The following is a 22,378-nucleotide window of genomic DNA, read 5'->3' as shown; positions in this document are numbered from 1 at the left end:
TAACTGTTTTAACAATTCAGTAACGCCAATATTACGGCTGTAATCACACTCTGGAAGAATGAATGGAGCGCACGATGAAAAAAATAATCCATACCGCCCTTACCTCTGCCCTGCTGGCTCTGCTGGTGCCGGCTGCGAATGCCGCTGACGGCCCTGGCCGCACCGAATGTATTGCACCAGCCAAACCGGGCGGCGGATTTGATCTTACCTGCAAGCTGTTGCAGGTCTCGCTGCAGGAAACCAAACAAATTGAAACCCCGATGCGCGTGACCTATATGCCTGGCGGCGTGGGTGCGGTGGCCTATAACGCCATTATTGCCCAGCGTCCGGCTGAAGCGGGCACGGTGGTCGCCTTTTCTGGCGGATCGCTGCTGAACCTGTCACAGGGCAAATTTGGCCGCTATTCGGTTGACGATGTGAAGTGGCTGGCCGCCGTGGGAACGGACTACGGTATGGTCGCCGTCCGCGAAGACGCGCCATGGAAAACCCTGGGCGAACTGATGGCGGCAATGAAAGAAGACCCGACCAAAGTGGTGGTCGGTGCCGGCGCATCAATCGGCAGTCAGGACTGGATGAAAACGGCGTTGCTGGCGCGCGAAGCGGGCATCGATCCCCGCAAAATGCGCTATGTCGCCTTTGAAGGCGGTGGTGAGCCGGTAACGGCGCTGCTCGGCAATCATATTCAGGTGGTTTCCGGCGACATGAGTGAGATGGTGCCACATCTGCAGGGCGGCAAAATGCGGGTACTGGCGGTGATGTCCGATCAACGTCTTCCTGGCCAGCTGGCTGAGGTCCCTACCGCCAAAGAACAGGGTTTTAATATCGTCTGGCCCGTTATTCGTGGCTACTACCTCGGCCCTAAAGTCAGCGATGCTGATTATCAGTGGTGGGAGCAGGCATTTAAAAAGATGGTGGATACCCCGGAGTTTAAAAAACAACGCGATATGCGTGGTCTGTTTGAATTCAACATGTTCGGGCAGGAACTCGATAGCTACGTGAAAACGCAGGTGGCGGATTATCGTGAGAAGGCAAAATCATTTGGTCTGGCCAAATAAGCGGAGCGAATCATGAGCGATCGTATTTTTGCGGGCCTCTGGCTGGCCCTGTGCCTCGGCGGCATGGTAATAGCCTGGCAAATTCAGAGTGAATACAGCTACGAACCGGTGGGACCACGACCGTTCCCAATGGCGATCCTTGGCCTGATGGCAATCTGTGCCGTGCTGATGCTGTTTCGTAAACCGGACACCATTCACTGGCCAGCCCACAGCACACTGAAACGTCTGGTGGCGCTGGCGGCAATGATGATGCTCTATGGCTGGCTGTTTGAAATGCTGGGCTTTGCCATCAGCACAACGCTGCTGACGTTTGGCATCGGCTTGCTGTTTGGTGCGCGCTGGTGGGCAGCCGCACTGTCCGGCGTGGTAATGGGCTCCACACTTTTTTATGCCTTTGACCGTCTGCTGGAAGTGACCCTTCCGGTCGGCAGCTGGCTGAGTTAAGGAGAGTATCATGGATACCTGGTCCTTTTTAATGCAGGGCTTTGCCGTCGCCATGACGCCAGAGAACCTGCTGATTGCCCTGATTGGCTGTTTTATCGGTACCATCGTCGGCCTGCTGCCGGGTCTGGGGCCGATCAACGGCGTGGCGATCCTGATGCCGCTGGCCTTTGCCCTGCACTTACCGGCGGAATCGGCGCTGATCCTGCTGGCAACGGTCTATATCGGCTGTGAATATGGCGGACGCATCTCCTCCATCCTGCTGAACGTGCCCGGTGATGCCGGCGCGATCATGACCGCGCTGGATGGTTATCCGATGGCGCAACAGGGCAAAGCAGGCGTTGCCCTGTCCATCTCAGCTGTCAGTTCATTCATCGGTTCAACCATCGCGATTATCGGCATTATTCTGTTCGCGCCCCTGCTGGCCAGCTGGTCGCTGGCATTTGGCCCGGCGGAATATTTTGCGCTGATGGTGTTCGCTATCGCCTGTCTTGGCAGCATGATGAGTCACAATCCCCTGAAGTCGTTCCTTGCGGCATTAATAGGGCTCAGCATGGCTACGGTGGGCGTGGATGCCAATACCGGCGTGTACCGCTTTACCTTTGACAGCGTTCACCTTTCCGATGGCATTCAGTTTGTGGTGGTGGTGATTGGTCTGTTCTCAGTCAGCGAAATTCTGCTGATGCTAGAGTCCACCAGTACCGGGCAGAAAGCGGTTCGTGCCAGCGGTCGCATGATGTTCAACATGAAAGAAGCCTCTATGGCAACCGGCGCAACGCTGCGCTCCTCGTTTATCGGTTTCTTTGTGGGTGTGTTACCTGGCGCAGGCGCCACCATCGCCAGTGCTATTGCCTACATGACTGAAAAAAAGATCAGCGGCAGCGATCAGTTCGGTAAAGGCGATATTCGTGGTGTGGCAGCACCGGAAGCGGCAAACAATGCTTCTGCCTGTGGATCCTTTATTCCGATGCTGACACTGGGTATTCCCGGCTCAGGGACAACAGCGGTGATGGTCGGCGCATTAACGCTCTACAACATCACACCAGGACCGGCGATGTTTGTTGAGCAGCCAGATATTGTCTGGGGCTTGATTGCTGCCCTGCTGATTGGCAACGTAATGCTGTTGATCATGAATATCCCGATGATCAACGTCTTCGCCCGCATGCTAACCATTCCATTGTGGTTTCTGGTGCCAGCCATTGCCGCTATTTCTGCCGTGGGCGTCTACGCGGTGCACAGCACCACCTTTGACCTGTTGCTGATGGTGGGATTGGGTATCTTTGGTTATATCCTGCGTAAAATGGATTTTCCGATGTCGCCGTTGATTCTGGGATTTGTGCTGGGTGAGATGCTGGAGCAGAACCTCCGTCGCGCCCTGTCGATCAGCAACGGCAACATGGTCATTCTGTGGGAAAGTCTGATCTGTAAAATCCTGCTGGTTCTGGCAATTGCGGTTCTGCTGGTGCCGCCAATCTGGAAACGCTGGCGTCGTCACCAACTGAAGCGCACCGAAGCGTAATTCTCCTGCCGAAACGCGCATGCCCCCGTGGGATTTCCCGGGGGCTTTTGCTATCATGGCCTATTCTTTTTCCGGCGCACCCCACGCTGTTCTGTTTTTCCAAGGAATCCGCCATGCAACCTCTTAGCGGCCCCGGTGTGCCGGTCGATCGTTCATCTGTCAATCCGCAAACCGGCGTAACGCGTCACGGTTCCGTGGCCGGTGAACAGCCTCTTTCGCCTGCGCAGCGCACGACGTTAGAACGCCTGATCGTGCGTATCTCTTCGCTCAGCAATCTTAAAGCGCCTGAACTCTGGGCGGGGCTCCGTCATGAAGTGGGCGTCAAGAGTGAAGCGGAGTTGCAGTCGCGTCATTTTCCGGCAGCGGAGCAGTATCTTAATAACCGCCTAACACAGACGCAAAATGGACATGCCACCCGCCTGCTGATGACCCAGCTCACCGACTTGCTGCCCAAGGGCAATAACCGCCAGGCTGTCAGCGATTTTATCCGTCAGCAATTTGGCCAGACAGTGCTTAGCGCGCTGAGCCAGGATCAGTTGCGCCAGGTGCTGACGATGCTGCAGAACGGGCAGATGACGATTCCCCAGCCGCAGCAGATTCGCGTCAGCGACCGTACGCTGCTGCCTGCTGAGCACCATACGCTGAATCAGCAGGTGGTGCGCCTTGCCGCTGCCACCGGCGAATCTACCGGTAAGCTGTGGACGGCTGCGCTGAAGCTGGTGAACCTGACCAGCGGCGATCCGATCCCGTCACGTCACTTCCCGCTGCTGACCCAATATCTCCAGGTGCGCCAGACGCTGAGTCAGCACAGCGCCCCCACGCTGCACTTGCTGGAAGCCTCCCTGAAACAGCCGCTTGATCAGCAGGAGCGGCAGCAGCTGGAGGATTACAGCCAGCAGCGTTTTCAGGCCACGCCACAGACGGTGCTCACGGTGACGCAGACTCAGGATTTGCTGAATTTTCTGTTCAGCCGTCGCGCAGACCGGGCAGAAAAACTGCACGAACAGCCGCTGGCTGCCAGCGAGATTAAACCGCAGCCGATCTGGTCACCCTTTGTCGCCTCGCTGCCGCCGCCGATTCAGTCACTGGCAGGGCGTCCGCTGTTGGGTTTCTTTATTGCACTGGTCGTCATCACCCTTTTACTCTGGCTGGTACTCTGAGCTAACAGCCACAGGATGCTTTGGTCGCGGTAACGGGCCATTCACCCGCCGCATCACCCCAGGTCAGCGGATGACCATCACGTTTCCAGAAATCCAGCCCGCCAATTAACTCCTTTACCTGAAAGCCCAGCGATGCCAGCTTCAGGGCCGCTTTCGTCGAGCCGTTACAGCCAATGCCGTCACAATAAGTGACATACACTTTGCGGCGATCAAGCCGGGCCGTCGTGCTGGCATCCATCCCGCGATGCGGAAAGTTGATGGCGCCGCAGATGTGCCCGGCGCGATAAGCCTCCGGCGCACGCGCATCAATCACCACGATAGCCTGACGCTGCTGCTCCAGGTCTTCCGCCAGATCCCACGCGTCGGTGTAATACGCGAGTTTTGACTGCAGATAGTCGAGGCTTTGCTGCGGCGTGGCGGCCGGAATGCGTAAAACTGATGACATAGCGATTCTCCTGTTGTGATGAATTCGCAGTTTACGGCAAAGTGGACTGCTTACTGATACCCATTCTTCATCAGGGATAAGACCGATATGCCTTCACCGCTGTTACAACTTTTCCAGCATCAGACCAGTGGCGGCGTGCGTGAACGTCTCTGCGCGACCCTTCGGCTGGCGATTAACCGGCACCATCTGCGTGCGGGTCAGCAGTTACCCTCCAGCAGACAGCTGGCGCTGGATCTGCACCTTTCACGCGTGACGGTGGAAGCGGCCTACGGACAACTGGAGAGTGAAGGCTATCTGCGACGTGAAACCGGTCGCGGTACTTTTGTCGCCATCATCATCCCCGGCACACCCTCATCTTTGCCGACACGGCATCAGCCCGCCCGTTTTTCGGCGCGCGGCCAGCAGGTGCTGGCAACCGGTGGCTGTCAGGATCCCCCTTTTCCTCACGCGTTCGCATCCGGTTCACCGGAGTTACGTGCGTTTCCTCACGACACCTGGCGACGCCTGAGCAGCAGCGTACAACGTTCTCTGGGCAGCACCGCAATGGGATATGGCGATCCCTGTGGCTATCTGCCGTTACGCAGTGCACTTGCTGATTATCTGACACTCTCCCGGGGCGTCGCGTGCCAGCCGGAGCAGGTCATCATTCTGACCAGTTCCCAACAGGCGCTGCAGTTACTGAGCATGATGCTGGTCGATCCTGGTGATGAGGTGTGGATGGAGGAGCCGGGCTATCCCGGTGCCCGCAATGCCTTCCTGGCTGCAGGCGCACAGGTGCGTGGGATTGTTGTTGATGCCGAAGGCGCCCTGCCCACCAGTGGCAGTGCAACGCTCATGTACCTGACGCCCTCGCATCACTATCCCACCAGCGTCACGCTCAGCCTGCCGCGACGTCTGGCATGGCTGGACTGGGCACAGCGCAACCAGAGCTGGCTGATAGAGGACGATTACGACAGCGAGTTTCACTACAACGAACGTCCGATTCCTGCATTGCAGGGCCTGGACCGGCATCAGCGGGTCATTACGCTGGGCACCTTCTCGAAATCGCTGTTTCCTTCCCTGCGTCTGGCCTGGATGGTGGTGCCGCCGGCGCTGGTTACGCCCATAGGCCGGGCACGGAGCGTGCTGGATGGGCACAGCGCCCTGCTGCCGCAGGCTGTCACTGCCGCCTTTCTGCAACAGGGACATTTCGCCAGCCATCTGCGCCTGATGCGTCAGCTCTATCACAGCCGTCGCGATCGGTTGCTTGAGCAGATTGAGCAGCGGCTCTCGCCGTGGATCACGCCAATAGCCAGCGGCGGTGGATTGCAGCTGACGGTGACAGTGCAAAAGGATGAAGCGCGCTTAACCGCGCTGGCAACACAACAGGGATTGTTGCTACCGCGACTGAGTCCGCTTTATGCCGGACACGCATCTCAGCAAGGCTGGATGCTCGGTTTTGCCGCGCTGACGCCTGACGAGATTGTGGCAGGATGCGATAAGTTGCTGCGGCTGCTGCAGCGGGAGGGTTAATACCGAGGGGTAAATGAGGTAACGGAGATGGGCTTTAAAAACAAAAAGGGCCGGCAAGCCGGCCCTTCAGAGTACTGATTACGCCTGATATTTACGCATGGTCAGTGTGGCGTTGGTGCCGCCAAAACCAAAGCTGTTAGACATCACGGTGGTCAGCTCTTTTTCCACTGGCTCAGTCACAATGTTCATGCCGGTTGCTGCCGCGTCCAGCGAGGTGATGTTGATGCTTGGCGCGATAAAACCATGCTCCAGCATCAGCAGCGAGTAGATCGCTTCCTGCACGCCAGCGGCACCCAGTGAGTGGCCGGTCATTGCTTTGGTCGCAGAGATGTATGGCGTGTTATCGCCAAACACTTCACGAATCGCACCCAGCTCTTTCACATCACCTACCGGGGTAGAGGTTCCGTGGCTGTTCAGATAGTCGATGGGTGTATCGACACCGTGCATCGCCATCTTCATGCAGCGTACTGCGCCTTCGCCGGATGGCGCAACCATGTCTGCACCGTCTGACGTCGCACCGTAACCGACGATTTCGGCATAGATGTGCGCACCACGAGCCAGCGCATGCTCCAGCTCTTCAACAACGACCATGCCGCCGCCACCCGCAATAACAAAACCGTCGCGCTCGTTGTCATAGGTACGTGACGCTTTTTCCGGGGTGTCGTTGTAACGGGTAGAGAGCGCGCCCATCGCGTCGAATTCACAGGCCATTTCCCAGCACAGCTCTTCGCCGCCGCCAGCAAAAACGATATCCTGCTTGCCGAGCTGAATCTGCTCAACAGCATTACCGATACAGTGCGCCGAGGTGGCACAGGCGGAGCTGATTGAGTAGTTTACGCCATGAATCTTGAACGGCGTGGCGAGGCAGGCAGAGACGCCAGAAGCCATCGCTTTGGTGACCACGTAAGGGCCAACCGCTTTCAGGCCACGTGGGCTGCGCATCGCATCAGCACCAAATACCTGGAAACGTGGAGAACCGCCGCCTGAGCCTGCAATCAGACCCACACGTGGGTTGCTCTGATACATTTCAGTGGTGAGGCCGGAATCTTTAATCGCTTCTTCCATGGAAAGATAAGCATAGATTGACGCATCACTCATAAAACGCACAACTTTGCGATCGATGAGGCCGGTGGTATCCAGTTTAACGTTACCCCAGACGTGACTACGCATGCCGGAATCTTTCATCTCTTCAGAAAAGGTGATGCCAGAGCGTCCTTCACGCAGAGATGACAGCACCTCCTGCTGGTTATTACCAATACTGGAAACGATCCCTAAGCCAGTAATCACAGCACGTTTCATTCAATCTTCCTCATCCACTTCTTCTTAATTGGCATGCACTCTAGCGTACACTTGTACGCCGAACAAGTCCGATCAGCTATTTCCTTTTGTAAATTTGCGTCATGTCACGTGGGTCGCTAAAATCGCGCCACTGCCTGAAAAATGAGCCTTTACCGTGAAATTAACCCCGGTCGAACATGCGCAGCTAAACTGGAATGAACAGGGTACACCTGTTTCCCGAGCGTTTGGCGACGTCTATTTCTCTAATGACAATGGTCTGGAAGAGACACGCTATGTCTTCCTTGGCGGCAACGGTTTTCCCCAGCGTTTTGCTGAGCATCCACGGGATCTGCTGATCGTGGCGGAAAGCGGTTTTGGCACCGGCCTCAATTTTCTGACGTTGTGGCAGGCGTTCGATGCGTTTCAGCGTGACCAGCCTGATGCCACTTTAAAACGTCTGCATTTCATCAGCTTTGAGAAATTTCCGTTAACCCGTGATGACCTGGCTGCGGCGCAGCAGCACTGGCCTGAACTGGCCCCGTGGGCGGCGGCGCTGCAGGCGCAATGGCCCGCCGCCCTGCCCGGCTGTCAGCGACTGCTGTTTGACGGCGGACGTATCACCCTCGACCTGTGGCTGGGCGATATTAACCAGCTGATGGGAGAGCTGGATGAGAGCCTGAATCATCAGGTGGATGCCTGGTTCCTGGATGGTTTCGCGCCGTCGAAGAACCCGGATATGTGGACGCCAGCACTGTTCAGCATGATGGCAAAACTGGCGCGTCCGCAGGGGACATTCGCGACCTTTACCGCCGCAGGCATTGTCCGGCGCGGTCTGCAGGAGGCCGGCTTTGACGTCATCCGCCGCAAAGGATTTGGTCCCAAGCGCGAAATGCTATGCGGACCTTTACAGGATGCACCTGCGCTGCCTGCCGGGCAGCCCTGGTATCATCGTCAATCAGCGGCGCAACATGATGTTGCGCTCATTGGCGGCGGCGTTGCCAGTGCCACGCTGGCGCTGGCGCTGCTGCGTCGCGGCTGGCGGGTGACGCTTTACTGCGCCGATGAGGCGCCGGCGCTGGGTGCGTCCGGCAATCGTCAGGGAGCACTCTATCCGCTGCTCAATCAGCACGACCCGGCGCTTGCCACCTTTTTCCCGGCAGCATTCAGTTTTGCCCGGCGGCTCTACGATCAGTTAACTGTCGCCTATGAACATCACTGGAGCGGTGTGCTGCAACTGGGCTGGGATGAGAAAAGCCGCAAGAAGATCGATCAGATGCTGGCGATGGGCCTGCCTGAATCCATCGCCCGTGGCGTTAATGTGGATGAGGCAGAGACGCTGGCGAATGTCGACCACGGCTGTGGCGGTATTTTCTACCCGCAGGGCGGCTGGCTTTCACCGGCTGAGCTGACCAGCGCGATGCTGGCGCATGGCGAAACCCAGGGATTACGCATTCACTGGCTGCATCGCGTCAGCGAACTTTCACGCGAGGGCGATCACTGGACGCTGACGTTCAGCGATCGTCCGGCGGTCCGTCATGCCACGGTGGTGCTGGCAAACGGTCATGCGATAGCCGACTTTGCGCAGAGCGCCCCGCTGCCAGCCTATCCGGTGGCCGGTCAGGTAAGCCATGTTCCCTCCACGCCGGGGCTTAATGCACTCCACACCGTGCTCTGTTACGACGGCTATCTGACGCCCGTCAGCCCACAGTTTGGTACTCACTGCATCGGTGCCAGCTATCACCGTGGCGAAACCGCCACAGATTACCGGGAAGAGGATCAGCAGGAGAACCGCAGCCGCCTGTTGCATTGCCTGCCTGACAGCCGCTGGGCAACAAACGTGGATGTCAGTGGCGGTGAAGCAAGAATGGGCGTGCGTTGTGCCACGCGGGACCACCTGCCGATGGTGGGCGGCGTACCGGATTATGATGCGACGCTTAAGCAGTATGCTGATTTACCGACCCAGCTTGCAGCAGGTCATGACATCGCTGACGCACCTGAGTTTACGGGCTTATACCTGTTTGGGGCGCTGGGGTCGCGCGGCCTGTGCAGTGCACCGCTGGCAGCCGAAGTGCTGGCAGCCCAGCTGACCGGCGAGCCACAGCCGCTGGATGCCAGTACGCTGGCAGCCCTCAATCCTAATCGTTACTGGGTAAGGAAATTACTGAAGGGAAAAGCGGTTTAACTGGCGATGATAAGGGCGGCATGCCGCCCTGCACTGTCAGGCGGAGAGCTGACGAGCCTGGACAAACAGGTTGTCCCACATCCCCACCACTAATGCCTGATCGCGCGGCGAGAGTTCACCCGCCGCAATGGCATTTTGCAGGCTGCGGGAGACCTGAATCTGCAGCGCTTCTGGCGTATGTTCGCCCAGTTGCTCCACCTCGGCCACGGCCAGTGTCAGATGCCCGCGCAGATAACCGCTGGCGAACAGCTCATCGTCACTGGCATGCTCGACCATGTCGTCAATCAGGGCCAGAATACGCGCTTCAAATTCTGCGATCATCTTAATTCCTCTATTTATAATGCCTTTCTGCATCACAGATCGTCCGGCCAGGGAAACTGCGACGCTGTTAATGACGGCCTGCCATAAAATTCCGCCAGGGCGGTAATAAAACGCGCGGGACGGTCGGGAATGCCCGACGTCAGATAGCTCATGACCTGAGCATGGACTTTACGCTGAAACGCAATGCGATCCGGCTCACAATCTCCATCGAGATTGTCACAACTCACGTTGAAGGGAAAGCCTGCCGCCGTACAAAACATCCACTCCAGCGCCTGCGGCTTCACTTCCACGGCTTCAAACTGACTCTGGGTCAGCGCGTCGCGGCCATCCGGGCAGTACCAGTAGCCAAAATCGACCAGTTTGCGGCGGGCTTCACCGGCGATGCACCAGTGTGAGATCTCGTGCAGAGCGCTGGCGTAGAAGCCGTGGGCAAAGACCACGCGGTTCCACGGCGACTCTGCATCCGCAGGAAGATAGATCGGTTCATCGTCGCCTTTAATTAGACGGGTCTGAAATTCATCGCTGAAACAGCGATCAAACAGCGTGATCAGCTGTTCATAATGATGAGTCGGGTTCATGACGGTATCACGTAAAAAGTTACGAATGCAGCGTGGCCAGCCAGGCCAGAACGTCGCTGCCGTGGCTGTCCCACAGTAATTTAATGCTCATGACGGCAGAGACAATGACCACCATCGGGCGGATCAGTTTCTGTCCGCGGCTCAGCACCAGCCGCGCGCCCAGACGCGCGCCGCAGAACGCGCCGAGCATCATAACCAGGCCTGTTCCCCACACCACTTTGCCGCCGAACATAAAGAACAGCAGGCTGCCCAGGTTTGAAGTGAAGTTAAGGACCTTGGCGTGCGCGGTCGCTTTGGCCAGGTTGTAGCCGCAGAGCGTGACGAAAGCCAGCGCATAAAAGGAGCCTGCGCCCGGTCCGAAAAATCCGTCGTAGAATCCTACTGCTCCGCCGCCCACCAGCGCATAAGCCAGGCCATGCAGGCGGCGCGCCTGATCCACTTCCCCCAGGCGCGGCATCAGCAGGAACCACAGGCCGATGGCGATTAAAAACAGCGGCAGCATCTGGCGCAGAAAATCCGCCTGCAGGCGCTGAATCAGTATCGCACCCAGCACGGACCCCATCAGCGTCATGGCGATATTCAGCCACTGTTCATTCAGCTTCACTGCACCGCGTCGGACAAAGTAGAGACTGGCGGAAAACGATCCGCCGACTGATTGCAGTTTATTGGTCGCCAGCGCCTGGGCGGGAGAGAGGCCCGCCGCCAGCAACGAAGGTACCGTAAGTAATCCCCCGCCACCCGCGATTGAATCAATAAAACCGGCCAGCATGGCGATTAAAAACAGCAGCCCGACCAGCAGCGGGCTGACCACAAACCAATCCATGGAATCCCTTACAGTAAATGTTTATCCAGCAGGGCCTGACAGGCAGGCGGCAGCGGCGGTGGCTCACGTTTCACCGGTGCACCAGAACCCGGTTGCTTCGGCAGGAACCAGCTCTGCAGTTCTGCGCCACAGCCATCGCCTGGCGGCGGTGCAGGCTGATCTTCACAGCCAATACTGCCTGCCGGGCAGCGCAGCCGCACATGCATATGGGCACGATGAGCAAACCACGGACGCACTTTACGCAGCCAGTCGCGATCGTTACCTGCATCAGCACAAAGCTGCTTTTTAATTGCCGGATTGACGAAGATGCGTGTGACATCATCATCTTTGGCCGCCAGTTTAATCAGGCTGTCGATTTCCGGCTGCCAGTGGCGCGCAATGACATTTTTATCGCCTGGCCCAACCAGATCCAGCGGCTGCGGCTTCAGCAGTTGCTGCGCGCTCCAGCGGCTTTTTGGTAGCTGCAGCCAGATATCTACATCCAGTCCGGTCTGATGACTGGCGTGACCGCTGCTGAAGCGCCCGCCTGCTGCCATGCCCATGTCGCCAATCAGCACGTTACCCAGTTGCAGGTTATGCACCTGGGTGCTGAGCCGCTGAATAAACTGAATCAAATCGGGATGACCGAAATAACGCCGCTGATCCTGCCGCATCACCTGATAGTTGGGTGAATTCAGCGGCAGCGACTGCGCGCCAACAATACAGCCATTGGCAAAGCCGCCAATAGATTGCGGTGCGCCGCTGATTGGATGCTGAATGTTTTGCCACGGCGTCGCCGCCAGGCTTGAGGCGCTGATCAGCAGCGCACTCAGGGTAAGCAAGAGCGCTTTCATGCCATCACCAGCGCGGCACGGAGCTGTTAACATCACCGTTCTGCGCCCGCTGGCGCAGCAGATGATCCATCAGCACGATCGCCATCATCGCTTCCGCGATCGGCACGGCACGGATCCCCACGCAGGGATCGTGACGACCTTTGGTGATCATCTCCACTTCTTCGCCATCGCGGGTAATGGTTTTACCCGGCACGGTGATGCTGGAAGTCGGTTTCATCGCCACATTGGCGCTGATGATCTGACCGCTGCTGATACCGCCCAGAATGCCACCCGCGTGATTGCTCTGGAAACCATCGTGACGGATCTCGTCGCGATGCTGACTGCCGCGCTGGTTTACCACCGCAAAGCCGTCACCGATTTCGACGCCTTTGACGGCATTGATACTCATCAGCGCATGCGCCAGATCGGCGTCCAGTCGGTCGAAGACCGGCTCGCCCAGGCCTGGTGGCACGTTCTCAGCCATGACAGTGACTTTAGCGCCAATGGAGTCGCCCTCTTTTTTCAGGCCGCGCATCAGTTCGTCCAGCGCTTCCAGCTTGCCAGCATCCGGGCAGAAGAACGGGTTCTCTTCTACGATGCTCCAGTCTTTCAGCTCGCAGGCGATATCACCAATCTGTGACAGATAGCCGCGCACCACCACACCGTGTTTCATCTGCAGGTATTTCTTGGCGATGGCACCTGCCGCCACACGCATCGCGGTTTCGCGCGCCGACGAGCGGCCGCCGCCACGGTAGTCGCGCTGACCATATTTCTGCTCGTAGGTGTAATCCGCATGGCCCGGACGGAACAGATCTTTGATCGCGCCGTAATCCTGCGAGCGCTGATCGGTGTTCTCAATCAGCAGACCAATTGAGGTGCCGGTCGTCACGCCTTCAAACACACCGGACAAAATTTTCACCTGATCCGGCTCGCGGCGCTGCGTGGTATAGCGCGATGTGCCAGGACGACGGCGATCGAGATCGTGCTGAATATCGGCTTCGGTCAGCGGGATGCCTGGCGGCACGCCGTCAACAATGCAGCCCAGCGCAAGACCGTGGGACTCGCCGAAGGTGGTTACTCGAAAAAATTGCCCGATGCTGTTTCCGGCCATGCTGTTTCCTTCTCAGGGTTTGGCGGGCGATACTTCGCCCCACTTTTAGTCTTTATAAAAAGAGAAATGGTGTTGTGCGTCGACAATCTGCTGGCGCGTCAGCGTAAAGACGCCGTCACCGCCGTTGTCGAATTCCAGCCAGGTAAAGGGCACATCGGGATACTGCTCGATCATGTGCACCATGCTGTTGCCCACTTCGCAGACCAGAACGCCCTGCTCGCTGAGATAGTCAGGTGCACACGCCAGAATACGGCGCACCAGCTTCAGGCCATCGCTGCCTGCCGCCAGACCCAGCTCAGGTTCGTGACGATATTCGTTTGGCAGATCATCCATGTCTTCCGCATCCACATACGGCGGATTCGTGACGATCAGATCGTATTTTAGCTGTGGCAGTTCGCGGAACAGGTCAGCACGAATTGGCGTCACCTGATGAATCAGTCCATGCTCTTCAATATTCTGCTCGGCGACGGCCAGCGCACCGGTGGAGATATCCACGGCGTCCACTTCCGCTTCCGGGAAGGCATAGGCGCAGGCAATCGCGATGCAGCCGCTGCCGGTACACATATCCAGAATATGACGCGGCGGCGTGCTGACCAGGCCGGCAAAGCGGTTCTCAATCAGTTCGCCAATGGGTGAACGTGGAACCAGCACGCGCTCATCCACAAAGAATTCGTGACCGCAGAACCAGGCTTTATTGGTCAGATAGGCGACCGGAATGCGCTCGTTGACGCGACGGATAACGCGCTCAACGATCAGCAGACGTTCGCTGGCGGTCAGACGCGCGTTGCGCATATCTTCCGGAATATCCAGCGGCAGCCAGAGTGACGGCAGGACCAGTTGAACGGCTTCGTCCCAGGGATTGTCTGTACCATGTCCGTACCAGATTCCGGCAGCGGAAAAGCGGCTGACCGCCCAGCGCAGCATGTCCTGAATGGTGTGCAGTTCGTTCACTGCCTCATCGACGAAAATTTTGTCCACGTAGCCCTCCGCAGGACTTTTGCTAAATCGGCCAGTAGTGTGCCATGAAGCCGGGGAGAATTCAGCGCAGCGAGGTGAAAAAGCTGACATTTAATGACACTTAACGGTAAGGTAGCGGCTCTGCTGTGTGACAGCCTTTTCTGATATGACTGACCTGCCATGAGTAAAAAAACACCACTAAGCCCGGATGATGAAGCGCTGTTTCGCCAGTTAATGACCGGAACACGTCAGTTAAAACAGGACACCTTTGTCCATAAAGCGCCGGTGAAAACCCGCCAGATTCCGGTGAAACGTCTGCTTTCAGAGCAGGCGGACAACAGTCACTACTTTTCGGATGAGTTTCAGCCGCTGCTTTCTACGGAAGGGGCAACCCGTTACGTTCGCGCCGATGTCAGTCACTTTGAGCTGAAAAAATTGCGTCGCGGCGACTATACGCCAGAGATTTTCCTGGATCTGCACGGATTAACGCAGCAGCAGGCCAAGCAGGAGCTGGGGGCACTCATCGCCGCCTGCCGCCGTGAACATCTGTTCTGCGCCAGCGTCATGACCGGTCATGGGAAGCATATTCTGAAGCAGCAGACGCCGCTGTGGCTGGCCCAGCATCCGTGGGTGATGGCTTTTCATCAGGCGCCGAAGATGTTTGGCGGTGACGCCGCGCTGCTGGTATTGATTGAGATTGAGGAGTGGCAACCGCCTGAGTTGCCATAAAAGGGGCCGACGGGATCGGCCCAGAGACGTCAGATCGCTTTCGCCAGTTTTTTGGGACTGACCTGCCACAGCAATTTACCTGCGCTTGCCGCGGGATCGAACTCCACGCAGGCAATGGCGGAAGTGGCAAACATGGGCGGTGCTTCCTGTGGGCACAGTTCAGAGACTAAATACCCTACCAACGGTAAATGTGAGATCACCAGCGCCGATTTCACGCCTTCATTCGCCAGCGCCTGCAGATAGCACCCTACCATCTCAGGATCGCCACCCGGCGTTAACTCCGGCAGAACGTCCTGGCCTTCCGGCAGGGGAAAGGCTTCACGCACCGTCGCGAGCGTTTGCTGCGCGCGTAAATAGGGACTCACCATTACTCGCTCAATGTCCGGCGTCTGGCTGTTAAGCCAGTTGGCCATTTGACGTGATTCGTTGCAGCCACATAAGGTCAATGGCCTGACTGAATCACTGGCTGCTTCCAGAGCCGCATCGCCGTGACGCATGATAAAAACTTGCATAAAGCACCGCTGTTGTTTGTCGACATCGCCCGACGCGTAGCGCCTGACTCTTCACTCTGCGAATGAACGCTGTGTTTTACCCTAATGGCTTCAGTATAGTCAACCGGTTGTTTATTAAATAAGCACTTCTCAGAATCATGCTGCGCCGCACACTCTGGCGGCGTTTTTCTAAGCCGCTGAATCGGATTGGTTATTCCATTTTCAGCAGAAATGTAAAATTTCGTCTATTTTTTAGCCACCTCAATCAGCGCGTCACAGGGTGTAAAACGTTCCCCATGTTGCTGCGTAAGCCGGGTTAATCTGTTGACCATTTCCGCCGCGCCCAGTTTGTCCATGTAGTGGAACGGACCACCCAAAAATGGCGGAAAGCCGATGCCAAACACGGCACCGATATCGCCATCGCGCGCGCAGCGGATCACCTGCTCGTCAAGACAGCGAGCCGCCTCATTGAGCATCATCATGACACAGCGTTCAGCAATCTGTGCCTCACTCTGCCTGGCTTTCGGTGTGACCTTCAGCAAAGTATAAAGTGAGGCGTCAGGTTTTTTACGCTGCCAGCGCGCCTGGTCATAGCGATAAAAGCCTTTGCTGTTTTTACGTCCCTTGCGGCCATCTTTCAACACCGCATCAAACGCGGCCGGCGCGGCAAAGCGTTCGCCATAGGCCTGATGCAGGATGGGACTGATTTTACTGCCGACGTCGATACCCACCTCATCCAGCAGCTGAATCGGGCCGACCGGAAAACCAAACTTCACCAGCGCCCGATCAATATGGTCGATGGGTTCGCCCTCCAGCAGGCAGCGCATCGCTTCATTTATATAAGGCGTCAGGATGCGGTTAACATAGAAACCCGGCTTGTCCGCCACCACAATCGGGGTTTTGCCCTGGCTGCGTGCCAGTGCCACAATCGTCACCAGCGTTGCGGTTGAGGTGTTCAGATGGGGAATCACCTCCACCAGCGGCATTTTTTCGACCGGACTGAAATAGTGCAGCCCGATGACGTTTTCCGGACGCTGCGCTTTGGCGGCGATCTCTTCGATCGGCAACGAAGAGGTGTTTGAGGCAAACAGCGTGTGCGGCTGGCAGTGTGCTTCCACTTCGCTCACCATCTGCTGCTTCAGCGCTAAATCTTCGAATACGGCTTCGATCACCACATCACGCTGTGAAAAGCCCTGATAATCGGTGCCGCCCGTGATACGAGCCATCTGCTGTTGACGCTGTGCCGGCGTCAGCTGGCGTCGTTTAACCTTTTTACTCAGCAGCTCCCAGCTGGTTTTCAGCGCATGGTTTACCCCTTCCAGGCTGATATCTTTGATGCGCACCGGCAAGCCCGCGTTGATGGCGGTGACGCTGGCAATGCCGCCGCCCATCAGGCCACCGCCGAGAATAGCGACGCTTTTCACCGCGGCAGGCTCCGCGTCTCCGCCCCGCTCTTTCTTCATGGCCGTTGTCGCGAAGAAGATGCCGCGCAGCGCAACGGATTCTGGCGTCATCGCCAGTTCACCAAAGGCACGCGCTTCAGCATCATGTCCTGCCCGGCTGCCCTGTTCCAGCCCGATGCGCACCACCTCAATAATGCGATTTGCCGCCGGATAATTGCCCTGGGTCTTGGCAGCTGTCTGACGGCTCGCCAGGGCAAACAGTGCCTGACGGCCAATCGGGCCATGCAGCAGACGGTCGCGCAGCGGCAGCGTTCGTCCGCTGACCTTGCCCTTTTTCACACGGGCGATGGCGGTCTCCAGCAGAATCGCCTGCGGCACCGCGTCATCAACCACACCCAGCTTACGTGCCTGTTTAGCCCGCAGCGTTTTGCCGGTCAGAATCAGCGGCAGCGCCTGCTGCACGCCGATTAAGCGTGGCAGCCGCTGAGTGCCGCCAGAGCCTGGCAGCAAGCCGAGCTGTACCTCCGGTAATCCGAGCCGGGTTTTATCATCCAGCGAACAGATACGTGCATCGCAGGCCAGCGCCAGCTCCAGTCCGCCGCCGAGGCAGGCACCGTGGATGGCTGCAACCACCGGGAACGGCAGCGCGTCGAGCGCAGCCATCACTTCCTGGCCCTGTTTTGCCAGCGCTTCAGCTTCCTGCGCGCTCTTGCAGCGGTCGATCATGCTGATGTCCGCACCCGCAATGAAGTTATCCGGCTTGCCGGAAATCAGCACCAGGCCAGCCAGCTTTGGATCGCGCCGCGCCTCCGCAATAATCGCGATGATCTGACCGGCAAATTCCGCTTTCAGGGTGTTCATTTTCTCATCAGGGACATCAATCGTGATGATGCCGACGTGATCCAGTCGCATCTTCAGATGAAACGCATTCTGCTCCATTATTCGGCCTCCAGAACCATTGCCGCACCCAGACCACCTGCTGCACAGGCAGTGACCAGTCCTAACCCGCCACCCCGGCGGCGTAATTCGTTCAGCGTCTGGGTAATCATGCGCGCGCCCGTGGCGGCGAAAGGATGACCATAGGCGATTGAACCGCCCAGCACGTTAAAGCGCTCTTCATTCACTTCGCCCAGCGCATGCGGACGATTCAGTACCTCACGGGCAAAGCGCTCATCGCGAAACATCTGCAGGTTGCTCAGCGTCTGGGCGGCAAACGCTTCATGCATATCGATCAGCGTCAGATCGGCCAGGGTCACGCCAGCGCGATCCAGGGCCAGTGGTGAAGCGTACGCCGGACCCAGCAGCATATCCTGCTGCACCCCGATAGCGGAAAAAGCGTAGCTGCGCAGATAACCCAGCGGTCTGATACCCAGCTCGCGGGCGCGGCCCTCGCGCATCAGAATCACCGCGGCCGCGCCGTCGGTGAGTGGCGTACTGTTCGCCGCAGTAACACTACCGTGCTGGCGATCAAATGCCGGACGCAGTCGGGCGTAATCCTCCGCTTTGGCATTCATACGGACGTTATTGTCCTGATCGATAGCGGTTTTCCACGGCGGCACAAAAGCGGCCATCACTTCCTGATTCAGTACCCCGGATTGCCAGGCTCGGGCGGCATGCTGATGGGATCGCAATGCCAGCGCATCCTGTGCTTCACGGGTAATGCCGTGACTCTTCGCCATCTGTTCGGCTGTGTCGCCCATGCGCAGGCCAGTGGAATACTCCGCCACTGCGGGTGGCACCGGCAGCAGATCGCGTGGGCGCAGACGTCGCAGGATCTGCAGTTTCTGCCCGAAGCTGCGGGCTTTATTGAGATCCACCAGCGCACGCGCCAGCGTTTTACTGACACCGATTGGCAGCACTGAAGAGGAGTCAGCCCCACCCGCGATGCCCGCAGAGATGGTGCCCGCCATCAGACTTTCTGCCACATTCGCTACCGCCTGAAAACTGGTGGCGCAGGCACGGCTGACACTGTAAGCGTCGGTATGTACATTCAGCCCGCTGCTTAAAACAATTTCCCGCGCAATGTTCGGCGCTTCCGGCATCTGCACGACCTGCCCAAAGACCAGTTGCTCTATCACTTCAGCGGGAAGTTCACTGCGCGCCATTAATTCGCTGACCACCATACGTCCCAGTTCAATGGCGGGAATGCCATGAAAGCCGGTCGCCTGGCGCAGGAAAGGGGTGCGTAACCCATGGGTTATTGCGATGCGTTCACCATCACGCGTCAGCAGCGGCTGCGCTTTGCTCATTATTCTCACCTGTGGCTGGGACTGTGGCATCATTGCCTGAAGAGGTCTGACCTGATCAGTGTTAACCACAAGCGGGTGAGCCGCCAATATCGGAAAGGAAAAAGTGCGAAGGGAAACACGAAAATGAAAAACGCCGCATGTACGCGGCGCTTAGAGATTTAACGCAAACCGAGCTGAAAAATCAGGGTTTCAGCCTGGCAGCTGAAGGTGAAATCGACATCGAGCTGTACGCCCTGATTTACTTCGCTGAAGCGCGATTCAATCACACAGGGTTTTGATTCAACCTCACGCGCGCGCTGGGTAAGTTGCGCTAATTTCGCTTCCGCATCGGCACGCTGAGCAAACCATTCTGACCAGCTTGCAGTGCAATCGGTGTTATCCATCACTGTGCCCACATCAACACAGCAACAGGCTGCGGTTTCGGTCGCACTGCATTTTTTAATGGCATCAGTCATTTCATTCTCCTGACCAGCATTCTGGCGGTTTGCGCGATTTTATGACCGAAATTTTACCTGCTTGCCCAAAAATGCGCCACGCGTATGGCCCTAAGTGACGAATATCACAATAAAAATTGATCCAGAACAAACTGGAATCGGTATGCTGTGCAGAATTAGGGCTGTTTTGTTAAGCAGATCGAATTTTAAGCGATCAATTCTGAAATATTTGAAAAACAATATTGCAACATGCACACAGGTCGGACCTATACTCTCCGCACTGGTCTGATATGTGCGCTTTACATCAGTCCCTACAATCCGCCGTCCTTTGTTACGCGACGTTATAGCGTTAAATAATAATTCACATGAGGTTGTGGTCATGAACCATAAAAACCTATTTGCAAAGTCAGCCGTGGCGGCTGCAGTGGCGCTTGTCTCTTCACACGTTTACGCAGCTGGATTTCAGTTAAATGAATTCTCTACGATTGGTTTAGGTCGCGCATATTCAGGCGAAGGGGCAATGGGCGATACGGCGGCGTCAGCCAGCCGTAACCCGGCGACGATGGCATTAATGGATCGTCCTGAATTTTCACTCGGTGCGGTTTATATTGCGCCAGATGTCAACATCAGTGGTCGCAGTCCCAGCGGACGCAGCCTGGATGCCAATAATATTGCCCCGAATCAGTGGATCCCCAATATTCATTACGTTCAGCCTATTAACGATCAGTGGTGGATTGGCGCATCTGCAACGTCAAATTATGGCTTAGCCACAGAGTTTAATAATGGCTACACCGCAGGCGGTTACGGGGGTAAAACCGACCTGATGACCGGCAATTTCAATCTCAGCACCGCCTATCGTCTGAATGATCATTTTAGTGTGGGTGTGGGTTTTGATGCGGTTTACGCCAAAGCCAAAATTGAACGCTATGCAGGTGAATCAGGCGCGAGGCTGGGTATTCCGGCTGATACCCAGGTGGCCCATCTGAAAGGCGATAAGTGGGGCTACGGCTGGAATGCCGGTGTCCTGTATGAAGTGGATGAAAATAACCGCTTCGGCTTTACCTACCGTTCAGAAGTTAAAATTGATTTCGATGGCGATTACAAGAGCAACCTCTCATCACGGCTGAATGCGTTTAATGATCCGACCGTGACCGGTGTTCCTGATGGCACCAACGGCACGACCGTTCCGGGGGCATTAACCCTGAATCTGCCGGAGATGTGGGAAGTGTCGGGCTGGCATAGAGTGGCACCGCAGTGGGCGGTTCACTACAGCCTGGCGTACACCAGCTGGAGTCAGTTCCAGGAGCTGAAAGCGACCGGTTCAAACGGCCAGACGCTGTTCTATAAAGATGAAAGCTTCCACGATGCGTACCGCATTGCGCTGGGCACGACCTATTCCTACGACAAGAACTGGACTTTCCGTACCGGTATTGCGTTTGATGACAGCCCGGTGCCAGCAGATAAGCGTTCTATCTCTATTCCGGACCAGGATCGTTTGTGGCTAAGTGCCGGTACCTCTTATGCCTTTAACGATAATGCCTCTGTTGATTTAGGCATCTCTTATATGCACGGACAGAAAGTGACGGTGAAAGAAGGTCCTTATACCTTTACCTCTGAAGGTAAGGCCTGGCTTTACGGCGCGAACTTTAACTACAAGTTCTGATGAAATAGCACGATCAAAAAGGGCGACTCTGGTGAGTCGCCCTTTTTTGTGGCGGCGGGTCGCTGGCTGGCTCAGGGAGCATGCGCCCTTTGCAAAGACGCAAAACCCGCCATACCTGACTGCTCAGCGCGGGCGATTACGCACCTCATCCCTGAGATGCGCCCGCTTCCGGGCCAACGCTTTGCGTTGTTTAAAAACGCTCCCGGCGTCTTTATCCATGGCCCGCGATGCTTTGTTCCGGGCGTATGCTCCCATCACTTCAGCTGCTGTGCGCTCTGCAGAAAAACACAGCGACACGCAGGCAGGGGATCCTGCACTTACTGCGCGTCGATATCCTTCAGGTCATCCTGAATCGCGGCTGCGTTAGGGTTGTCTTCCGGCTTGAGCTTGCCACCGCGCGCCAGGAAGTCGTGACGCTGGAAGTAAGCGTTACGAATAAAGGCGTAAGGATCGCTCTGCTGTTTCAGGATCGCATCGGAATCCAGCAGCTGCGCACGGGTCTCGATCCCTTCAAGCGTCCATTTACCGATCGACATCGGCCAGGTCAGCCAGCCAAGAATCGGATAGAGGGTATCAACGTAGTCGCCGCCATCCTGACGAACCGTAAAGCTGCCATAGGCAGGCAGTTCAACGTAAGGACCATAGCCAACGCCGTAATGACCCAGCGTAGTACCGAAACGGTGCGGCTCTTCACGCGCCAGTTCCGGGTTCGCTTTACCGGCAACGTCAATGAAACCGCCCAGGCCCAGCACGCTGTTCAGGAAGAAACGGGTAAAGTGAATACCCGCATCGCGCCCGTCACCCACCAGGATGGCGTTGACCATGCTGGCAGGTTCTTCCAGGTTGCCAAGGAAATTGCTCAGGCCGGTACGTGCCGGAACCGGCACATAATCGCGCCAGGCGACAGCGACCGGACGTAACACATACGGATCCAGCACATTGTAGTTAAAGTTAAACATCGTGCGGTTAAAGCCTTCGAATGGATCGCTGCGCCCGGCAGGATCGCTATTCGCGGGCTTTGAACTGGCACAACCCACCAGAAGGACGCTGGCCACAGCCAGGCTGGTCAGGCGATAATTCATTCCAATCTCCCTGTGCGGATGAAAAAGGTCTACCCATCGTTCAGGTCACAGCCCGGAGTCGAATCGGCTTACCCGATGAGCATAGCTGACTTTGTGCCAGAGGCAGCAGGCAATGGCACGCATCATTGTTAAC

At 56.9% G+C, this 22,378-nt stretch carries 21 protein-coding genes; 8 read left to right on the top strand and 13 right to left on the bottom strand.

Annotated features, from left to right (window positions below; translation table 11 throughout):
- Positions 1-74 precede the first annotated feature (74 nt).
- From NP77_RS08085 to flk, 4 genes are all read left to right on the top strand, one after another.
- Positions 75-1,055 (top strand): tripartite tricarboxylate transporter substrate binding protein, encoded by a 981-nt coding sequence (locus tag NP77_RS08085; protein ID WP_008926486.1) that lies wholly within the window; start codon positions 75-77, stop codon positions 1,053-1,055.
- A gap of 12 nt (positions 1,056-1,067) precedes the next feature.
- Entirely contained in the window at positions 1,068-1,499 is a 432-nt protein-coding gene (locus NP77_RS08080; protein WP_008926487.1) for a tripartite tricarboxylate transporter TctB family protein, read from the top strand.
- A gap of 10 nt (positions 1,500-1,509) precedes the next feature.
- Complete coding sequence (locus tag NP77_RS08075; RefSeq protein WP_003854278.1) at positions 1,510-3,015, top strand: tripartite tricarboxylate transporter permease; 1,506 nt, start codon at positions 1,510-1,512, stop codon at positions 3,013-3,015.
- 113 nt (positions 3,016-3,128) lie between these two features.
- The gene (gene flk, locus NP77_RS08070) at positions 3,129-4,175 is read left to right on the top strand and encodes a flagella biosynthesis regulator Flk (RefSeq protein WP_003854279.1); all 1,047 of its coding nucleotides are present in this window, start codon (positions 3,129-3,131) and stop codon (positions 4,173-4,175) included.
- 1 nt (position 4,176) lies between these two features.
- Here the strand turns inward: flk and NP77_RS08065 are convergent, their stop codons facing one another.
- The gene (locus tag NP77_RS08065; protein WP_003854280.1) at positions 4,177-4,620 is read right to left on the bottom strand and encodes a rhodanese-like domain-containing protein; all 444 of its coding nucleotides are present in this window, start codon (positions 4,618-4,620) and stop codon (positions 4,177-4,179) included.
- Positions 4,621-4,707: 87 nt separating this feature from the next.
- Between NP77_RS08065 and NP77_RS08060 the strand changes: the two genes are divergently transcribed.
- Entirely contained in the window at positions 4,708-6,132 is a 1,425-nt protein-coding gene (locus NP77_RS08060; protein ID WP_008926488.1) for a PLP-dependent aminotransferase family protein, read from the top strand.
- Positions 6,133-6,210: 78 nt separating this feature from the next.
- Here the strand turns inward: NP77_RS08060 and fabB are convergent, their stop codons facing one another.
- Positions 6,211-7,431, bottom strand: coding sequence for a beta-ketoacyl-ACP synthase I (gene fabB / locus NP77_RS08055; protein WP_003854282.1), 1,221 nt, complete (start codon positions 7,429-7,431; stop codon positions 6,211-6,213).
- Positions 7,432-7,585: 154 nt separating this feature from the next.
- On the opposite strand from fabB, the gene mnmC reads away from it, so the two are divergent.
- On the top strand, positions 7,586-9,592 hold the full coding sequence (gene mnmC, locus NP77_RS08050; protein ID WP_039659720.1) for a bifunctional tRNA (5-methylaminomethyl-2-thiouridine)(34)-methyltransferase MnmD/FAD-dependent 5-carboxymethylaminomethyl-2-thiouridine(34) oxidoreductase MnmC: 2,007 nt from the start codon (positions 7,586-7,588) through the stop codon (positions 9,590-9,592).
- Positions 9,593-9,628: 36 nt separating this feature from the next.
- On the opposite strand, the gene NP77_RS08045 is transcribed toward mnmC, so the two are convergent.
- Genes NP77_RS08045 through prmB form a run of 6 tightly spaced genes read right to left on the bottom strand, consistent with a single transcriptional unit; the run spans position 9,629 to position 14,215 of the window.
- Positions 9,629-9,913, bottom strand: a complete 285-nt coding sequence (locus NP77_RS08045) for a YfcL family protein (protein ID WP_003854283.1) — start codon at positions 9,911-9,913, stop codon at positions 9,629-9,631.
- Positions 9,914-9,945: 32 nt separating this feature from the next.
- The gene (locus NP77_RS08040) at positions 9,946-10,491 is read right to left on the bottom strand and encodes an elongation factor P hydroxylase (protein WP_003854284.1); all 546 of its coding nucleotides are present in this window, start codon (positions 10,489-10,491) and stop codon (positions 9,946-9,948) included.
- Between the two features lie 19 nt (positions 10,492-10,510).
- A complete protein-coding gene (locus tag NP77_RS08035; RefSeq protein ID WP_003854285.1) occupies positions 10,511-11,314 on the bottom strand; it encodes a sulfite exporter TauE/SafE family protein in 804 nt (267 codons plus the stop codon).
- Between the two features lie 8 nt (positions 11,315-11,322).
- Positions 11,323-12,147, bottom strand: a complete 825-nt coding sequence (mepA, locus tag NP77_RS08030; protein ID WP_003854286.1) for a penicillin-insensitive murein endopeptidase — start codon at positions 12,145-12,147, stop codon at positions 11,323-11,325.
- Positions 12,148-12,151: 4 nt separating this feature from the next.
- Entirely contained in the window at positions 12,152-13,237 is a 1,086-nt protein-coding gene (aroC, locus tag NP77_RS08025; RefSeq protein ID WP_003854287.1) for a chorismate synthase, read from the bottom strand.
- Between the two features lie 45 nt (positions 13,238-13,282).
- Entirely contained in the window at positions 13,283-14,215 is a 933-nt protein-coding gene (prmB, locus tag NP77_RS08020; RefSeq protein WP_008926490.1) for a 50S ribosomal protein L3 N(5)-glutamine methyltransferase, read from the bottom strand.
- A 159-nt stretch (positions 14,216-14,374) separates the two neighbouring features.
- On the opposite strand from prmB, the gene smrB reads away from it, so the two are divergent.
- On the top strand, positions 14,375-14,923 hold the full coding sequence (smrB, locus tag NP77_RS08015) for an endonuclease SmrB (protein WP_008926491.1): 549 nt from the start codon (positions 14,375-14,377) through the stop codon (positions 14,921-14,923).
- Between the two features lie 29 nt (positions 14,924-14,952).
- On the opposite strand, the gene sixA is transcribed toward smrB, so the two are convergent.
- From sixA to NP77_RS07995, 4 genes are all read right to left on the bottom strand, one after another.
- Positions 14,953-15,435 carry a phosphohistidine phosphatase SixA gene (gene sixA / locus NP77_RS08010; RefSeq protein WP_033763107.1) on the bottom strand — a complete coding sequence of 161 codons (483 nt, stop codon included), beginning with the start codon at positions 15,433-15,435 and terminating at the stop codon, positions 14,953-14,955.
- Between the two features lie 224 nt (positions 15,436-15,659).
- Positions 15,660-17,756, bottom strand: a complete 2,097-nt coding sequence (fadJ, locus tag NP77_RS08005; RefSeq protein ID WP_039659718.1) for a fatty acid oxidation complex subunit alpha FadJ — start codon at positions 17,754-17,756, stop codon at positions 15,660-15,662.
- On the bottom strand, positions 17,756-19,066 hold the full coding sequence (fadI, locus tag NP77_RS08000) for an acetyl-CoA C-acyltransferase FadI (protein WP_008926494.1): 1,311 nt from the start codon (positions 19,064-19,066) through the stop codon (positions 17,756-17,758). The genes fadJ and fadI overlap by 1 nt, the downstream gene beginning before the upstream one ends.
- A 158-nt stretch (positions 19,067-19,224) precedes the next feature.
- Positions 19,225-19,521, bottom strand: coding sequence for a YfcZ/YiiS family protein (locus NP77_RS07995; RefSeq protein WP_082040836.1), 297 nt, complete (start codon positions 19,519-19,521; stop codon positions 19,225-19,227).
- A 358-nt stretch (positions 19,522-19,879) separates the two neighbouring features.
- On the opposite strand from NP77_RS07995, the gene fadL reads away from it, so the two are divergent.
- On the top strand, positions 19,880-21,163 hold the full coding sequence (gene fadL / locus NP77_RS07990) for a long-chain fatty acid transporter FadL (RefSeq protein ID WP_039659716.1): 1,284 nt from the start codon (positions 19,880-19,882) through the stop codon (positions 21,161-21,163).
- A gap of 317 nt (positions 21,164-21,480) precedes the next feature.
- Here the strand turns inward: fadL and mlaA are convergent, their stop codons facing one another.
- On the bottom strand, positions 21,481-22,245 hold the full coding sequence (mlaA, locus tag NP77_RS07985) for a phospholipid-binding lipoprotein MlaA (RefSeq protein ID WP_003853085.1): 765 nt from the start codon (positions 22,243-22,245) through the stop codon (positions 21,481-21,483).
- Positions 22,246-22,378: the final 133 nt, after the last annotated feature.

It is taken from the genome of Pantoea sp. MBLJ3 (genome assembly GCF_000816655.1).
Classification (GTDB): domain Bacteria; phylum Pseudomonadota; class Gammaproteobacteria; order Enterobacterales; family Enterobacteriaceae; genus Pantoea; species Pantoea eucalypti.
Note: the sequence above shows the minus strand (reverse complement) of the source record. Positions and strands in the feature narration are given on the sequence as shown.

Excerpts from the sequence above, each read along its gene's own strand:
- NP77_RS08085 (WP_008926486.1), top strand. The coding sequence starts at position 75 with ATGAAAAAAATAATCCATACCGCCCTTACCTCTGCCCTGCTGGCTCTG.
- NP77_RS08080 (WP_008926487.1), top strand. The coding sequence starts at position 1,068 with ATGAGCGATCGTATTTTTGCGGGCCTCTGGCTGGCCCTGTGCCTCGGC.
- NP77_RS08075 (WP_003854278.1), top strand. The coding sequence starts at position 1,510 with ATGGATACCTGGTCCTTTTTAATGCAGGGCTTTGCCGTCGCCATGACG.
- flk (WP_003854279.1), top strand. The coding sequence starts at position 3,129 with ATGCAACCTCTTAGCGGCCCCGGTGTGCCGGTCGATCGTTCATCTGTC.
- NP77_RS08065 (WP_003854280.1), bottom strand. The coding sequence starts at position 4,620 with ATGTCATCAGTTTTACGCATTCCGGCCGCCACGCCGCAGCAAAGCCTC.
- NP77_RS08060 (WP_008926488.1), top strand. The coding sequence starts at position 4,708 with ATGCCTTCACCGCTGTTACAACTTTTCCAGCATCAGACCAGTGGCGGC.
- fabB (WP_003854282.1), bottom strand. The coding sequence starts at position 7,431 with ATGAAACGTGCTGTGATTACTGGCTTAGGGATCGTTTCCAGTATTGGT.
- NP77_RS08045 (WP_003854283.1), bottom strand. The coding sequence starts at position 9,913 with ATGATCGCAGAATTTGAAGCGCGTATTCTGGCCCTGATTGACGACATG.
- NP77_RS08040 (WP_003854284.1), bottom strand. The coding sequence starts at position 10,491 with ATGAACCCGACTCATCATTATGAACAGCTGATCACGCTGTTTGATCGC.
- NP77_RS08035 (WP_003854285.1), bottom strand. The coding sequence starts at position 11,314 with ATGGATTGGTTTGTGGTCAGCCCGCTGCTGGTCGGGCTGCTGTTTTTA.
- mepA (WP_003854286.1), bottom strand. The coding sequence starts at position 12,147 with ATGAAAGCGCTCTTGCTTACCCTGAGTGCGCTGCTGATCAGCGCCTCA.
- aroC (WP_003854287.1), bottom strand. The coding sequence starts at position 13,237 with ATGGCCGGAAACAGCATCGGGCAATTTTTTCGAGTAACCACCTTCGGC.
- smrB (WP_008926491.1), top strand. The coding sequence starts at position 14,375 with ATGAGTAAAAAAACACCACTAAGCCCGGATGATGAAGCGCTGTTTCGC.
- sixA (WP_033763107.1), bottom strand. The coding sequence starts at position 15,435 with ATGCAAGTTTTTATCATGCGTCACGGCGATGCGGCTCTGGAAGCAGCC.
- fadJ (WP_039659718.1), bottom strand. The coding sequence starts at position 17,756 with ATGGAGCAGAATGCGTTTCATCTGAAGATGCGACTGGATCACGTCGGC.
- fadI (WP_008926494.1), bottom strand. The coding sequence starts at position 19,066 with ATGAGCAAAGCGCAGCCGCTGCTGACGCGTGATGGTGAACGCATCGCA.
- NP77_RS07995 (WP_082040836.1), bottom strand. The coding sequence starts at position 19,521 with ATGACTGATGCCATTAAAAAATGCAGTGCGACCGAAACCGCAGCCTGT.
- fadL (WP_039659716.1), top strand. The coding sequence starts at position 19,880 with ATGAACCATAAAAACCTATTTGCAAAGTCAGCCGTGGCGGCTGCAGTG.
- mlaA (WP_003853085.1), bottom strand. The coding sequence starts at position 22,245 with ATGAATTATCGCCTGACCAGCCTGGCTGTGGCCAGCGTCCTTCTGGTG.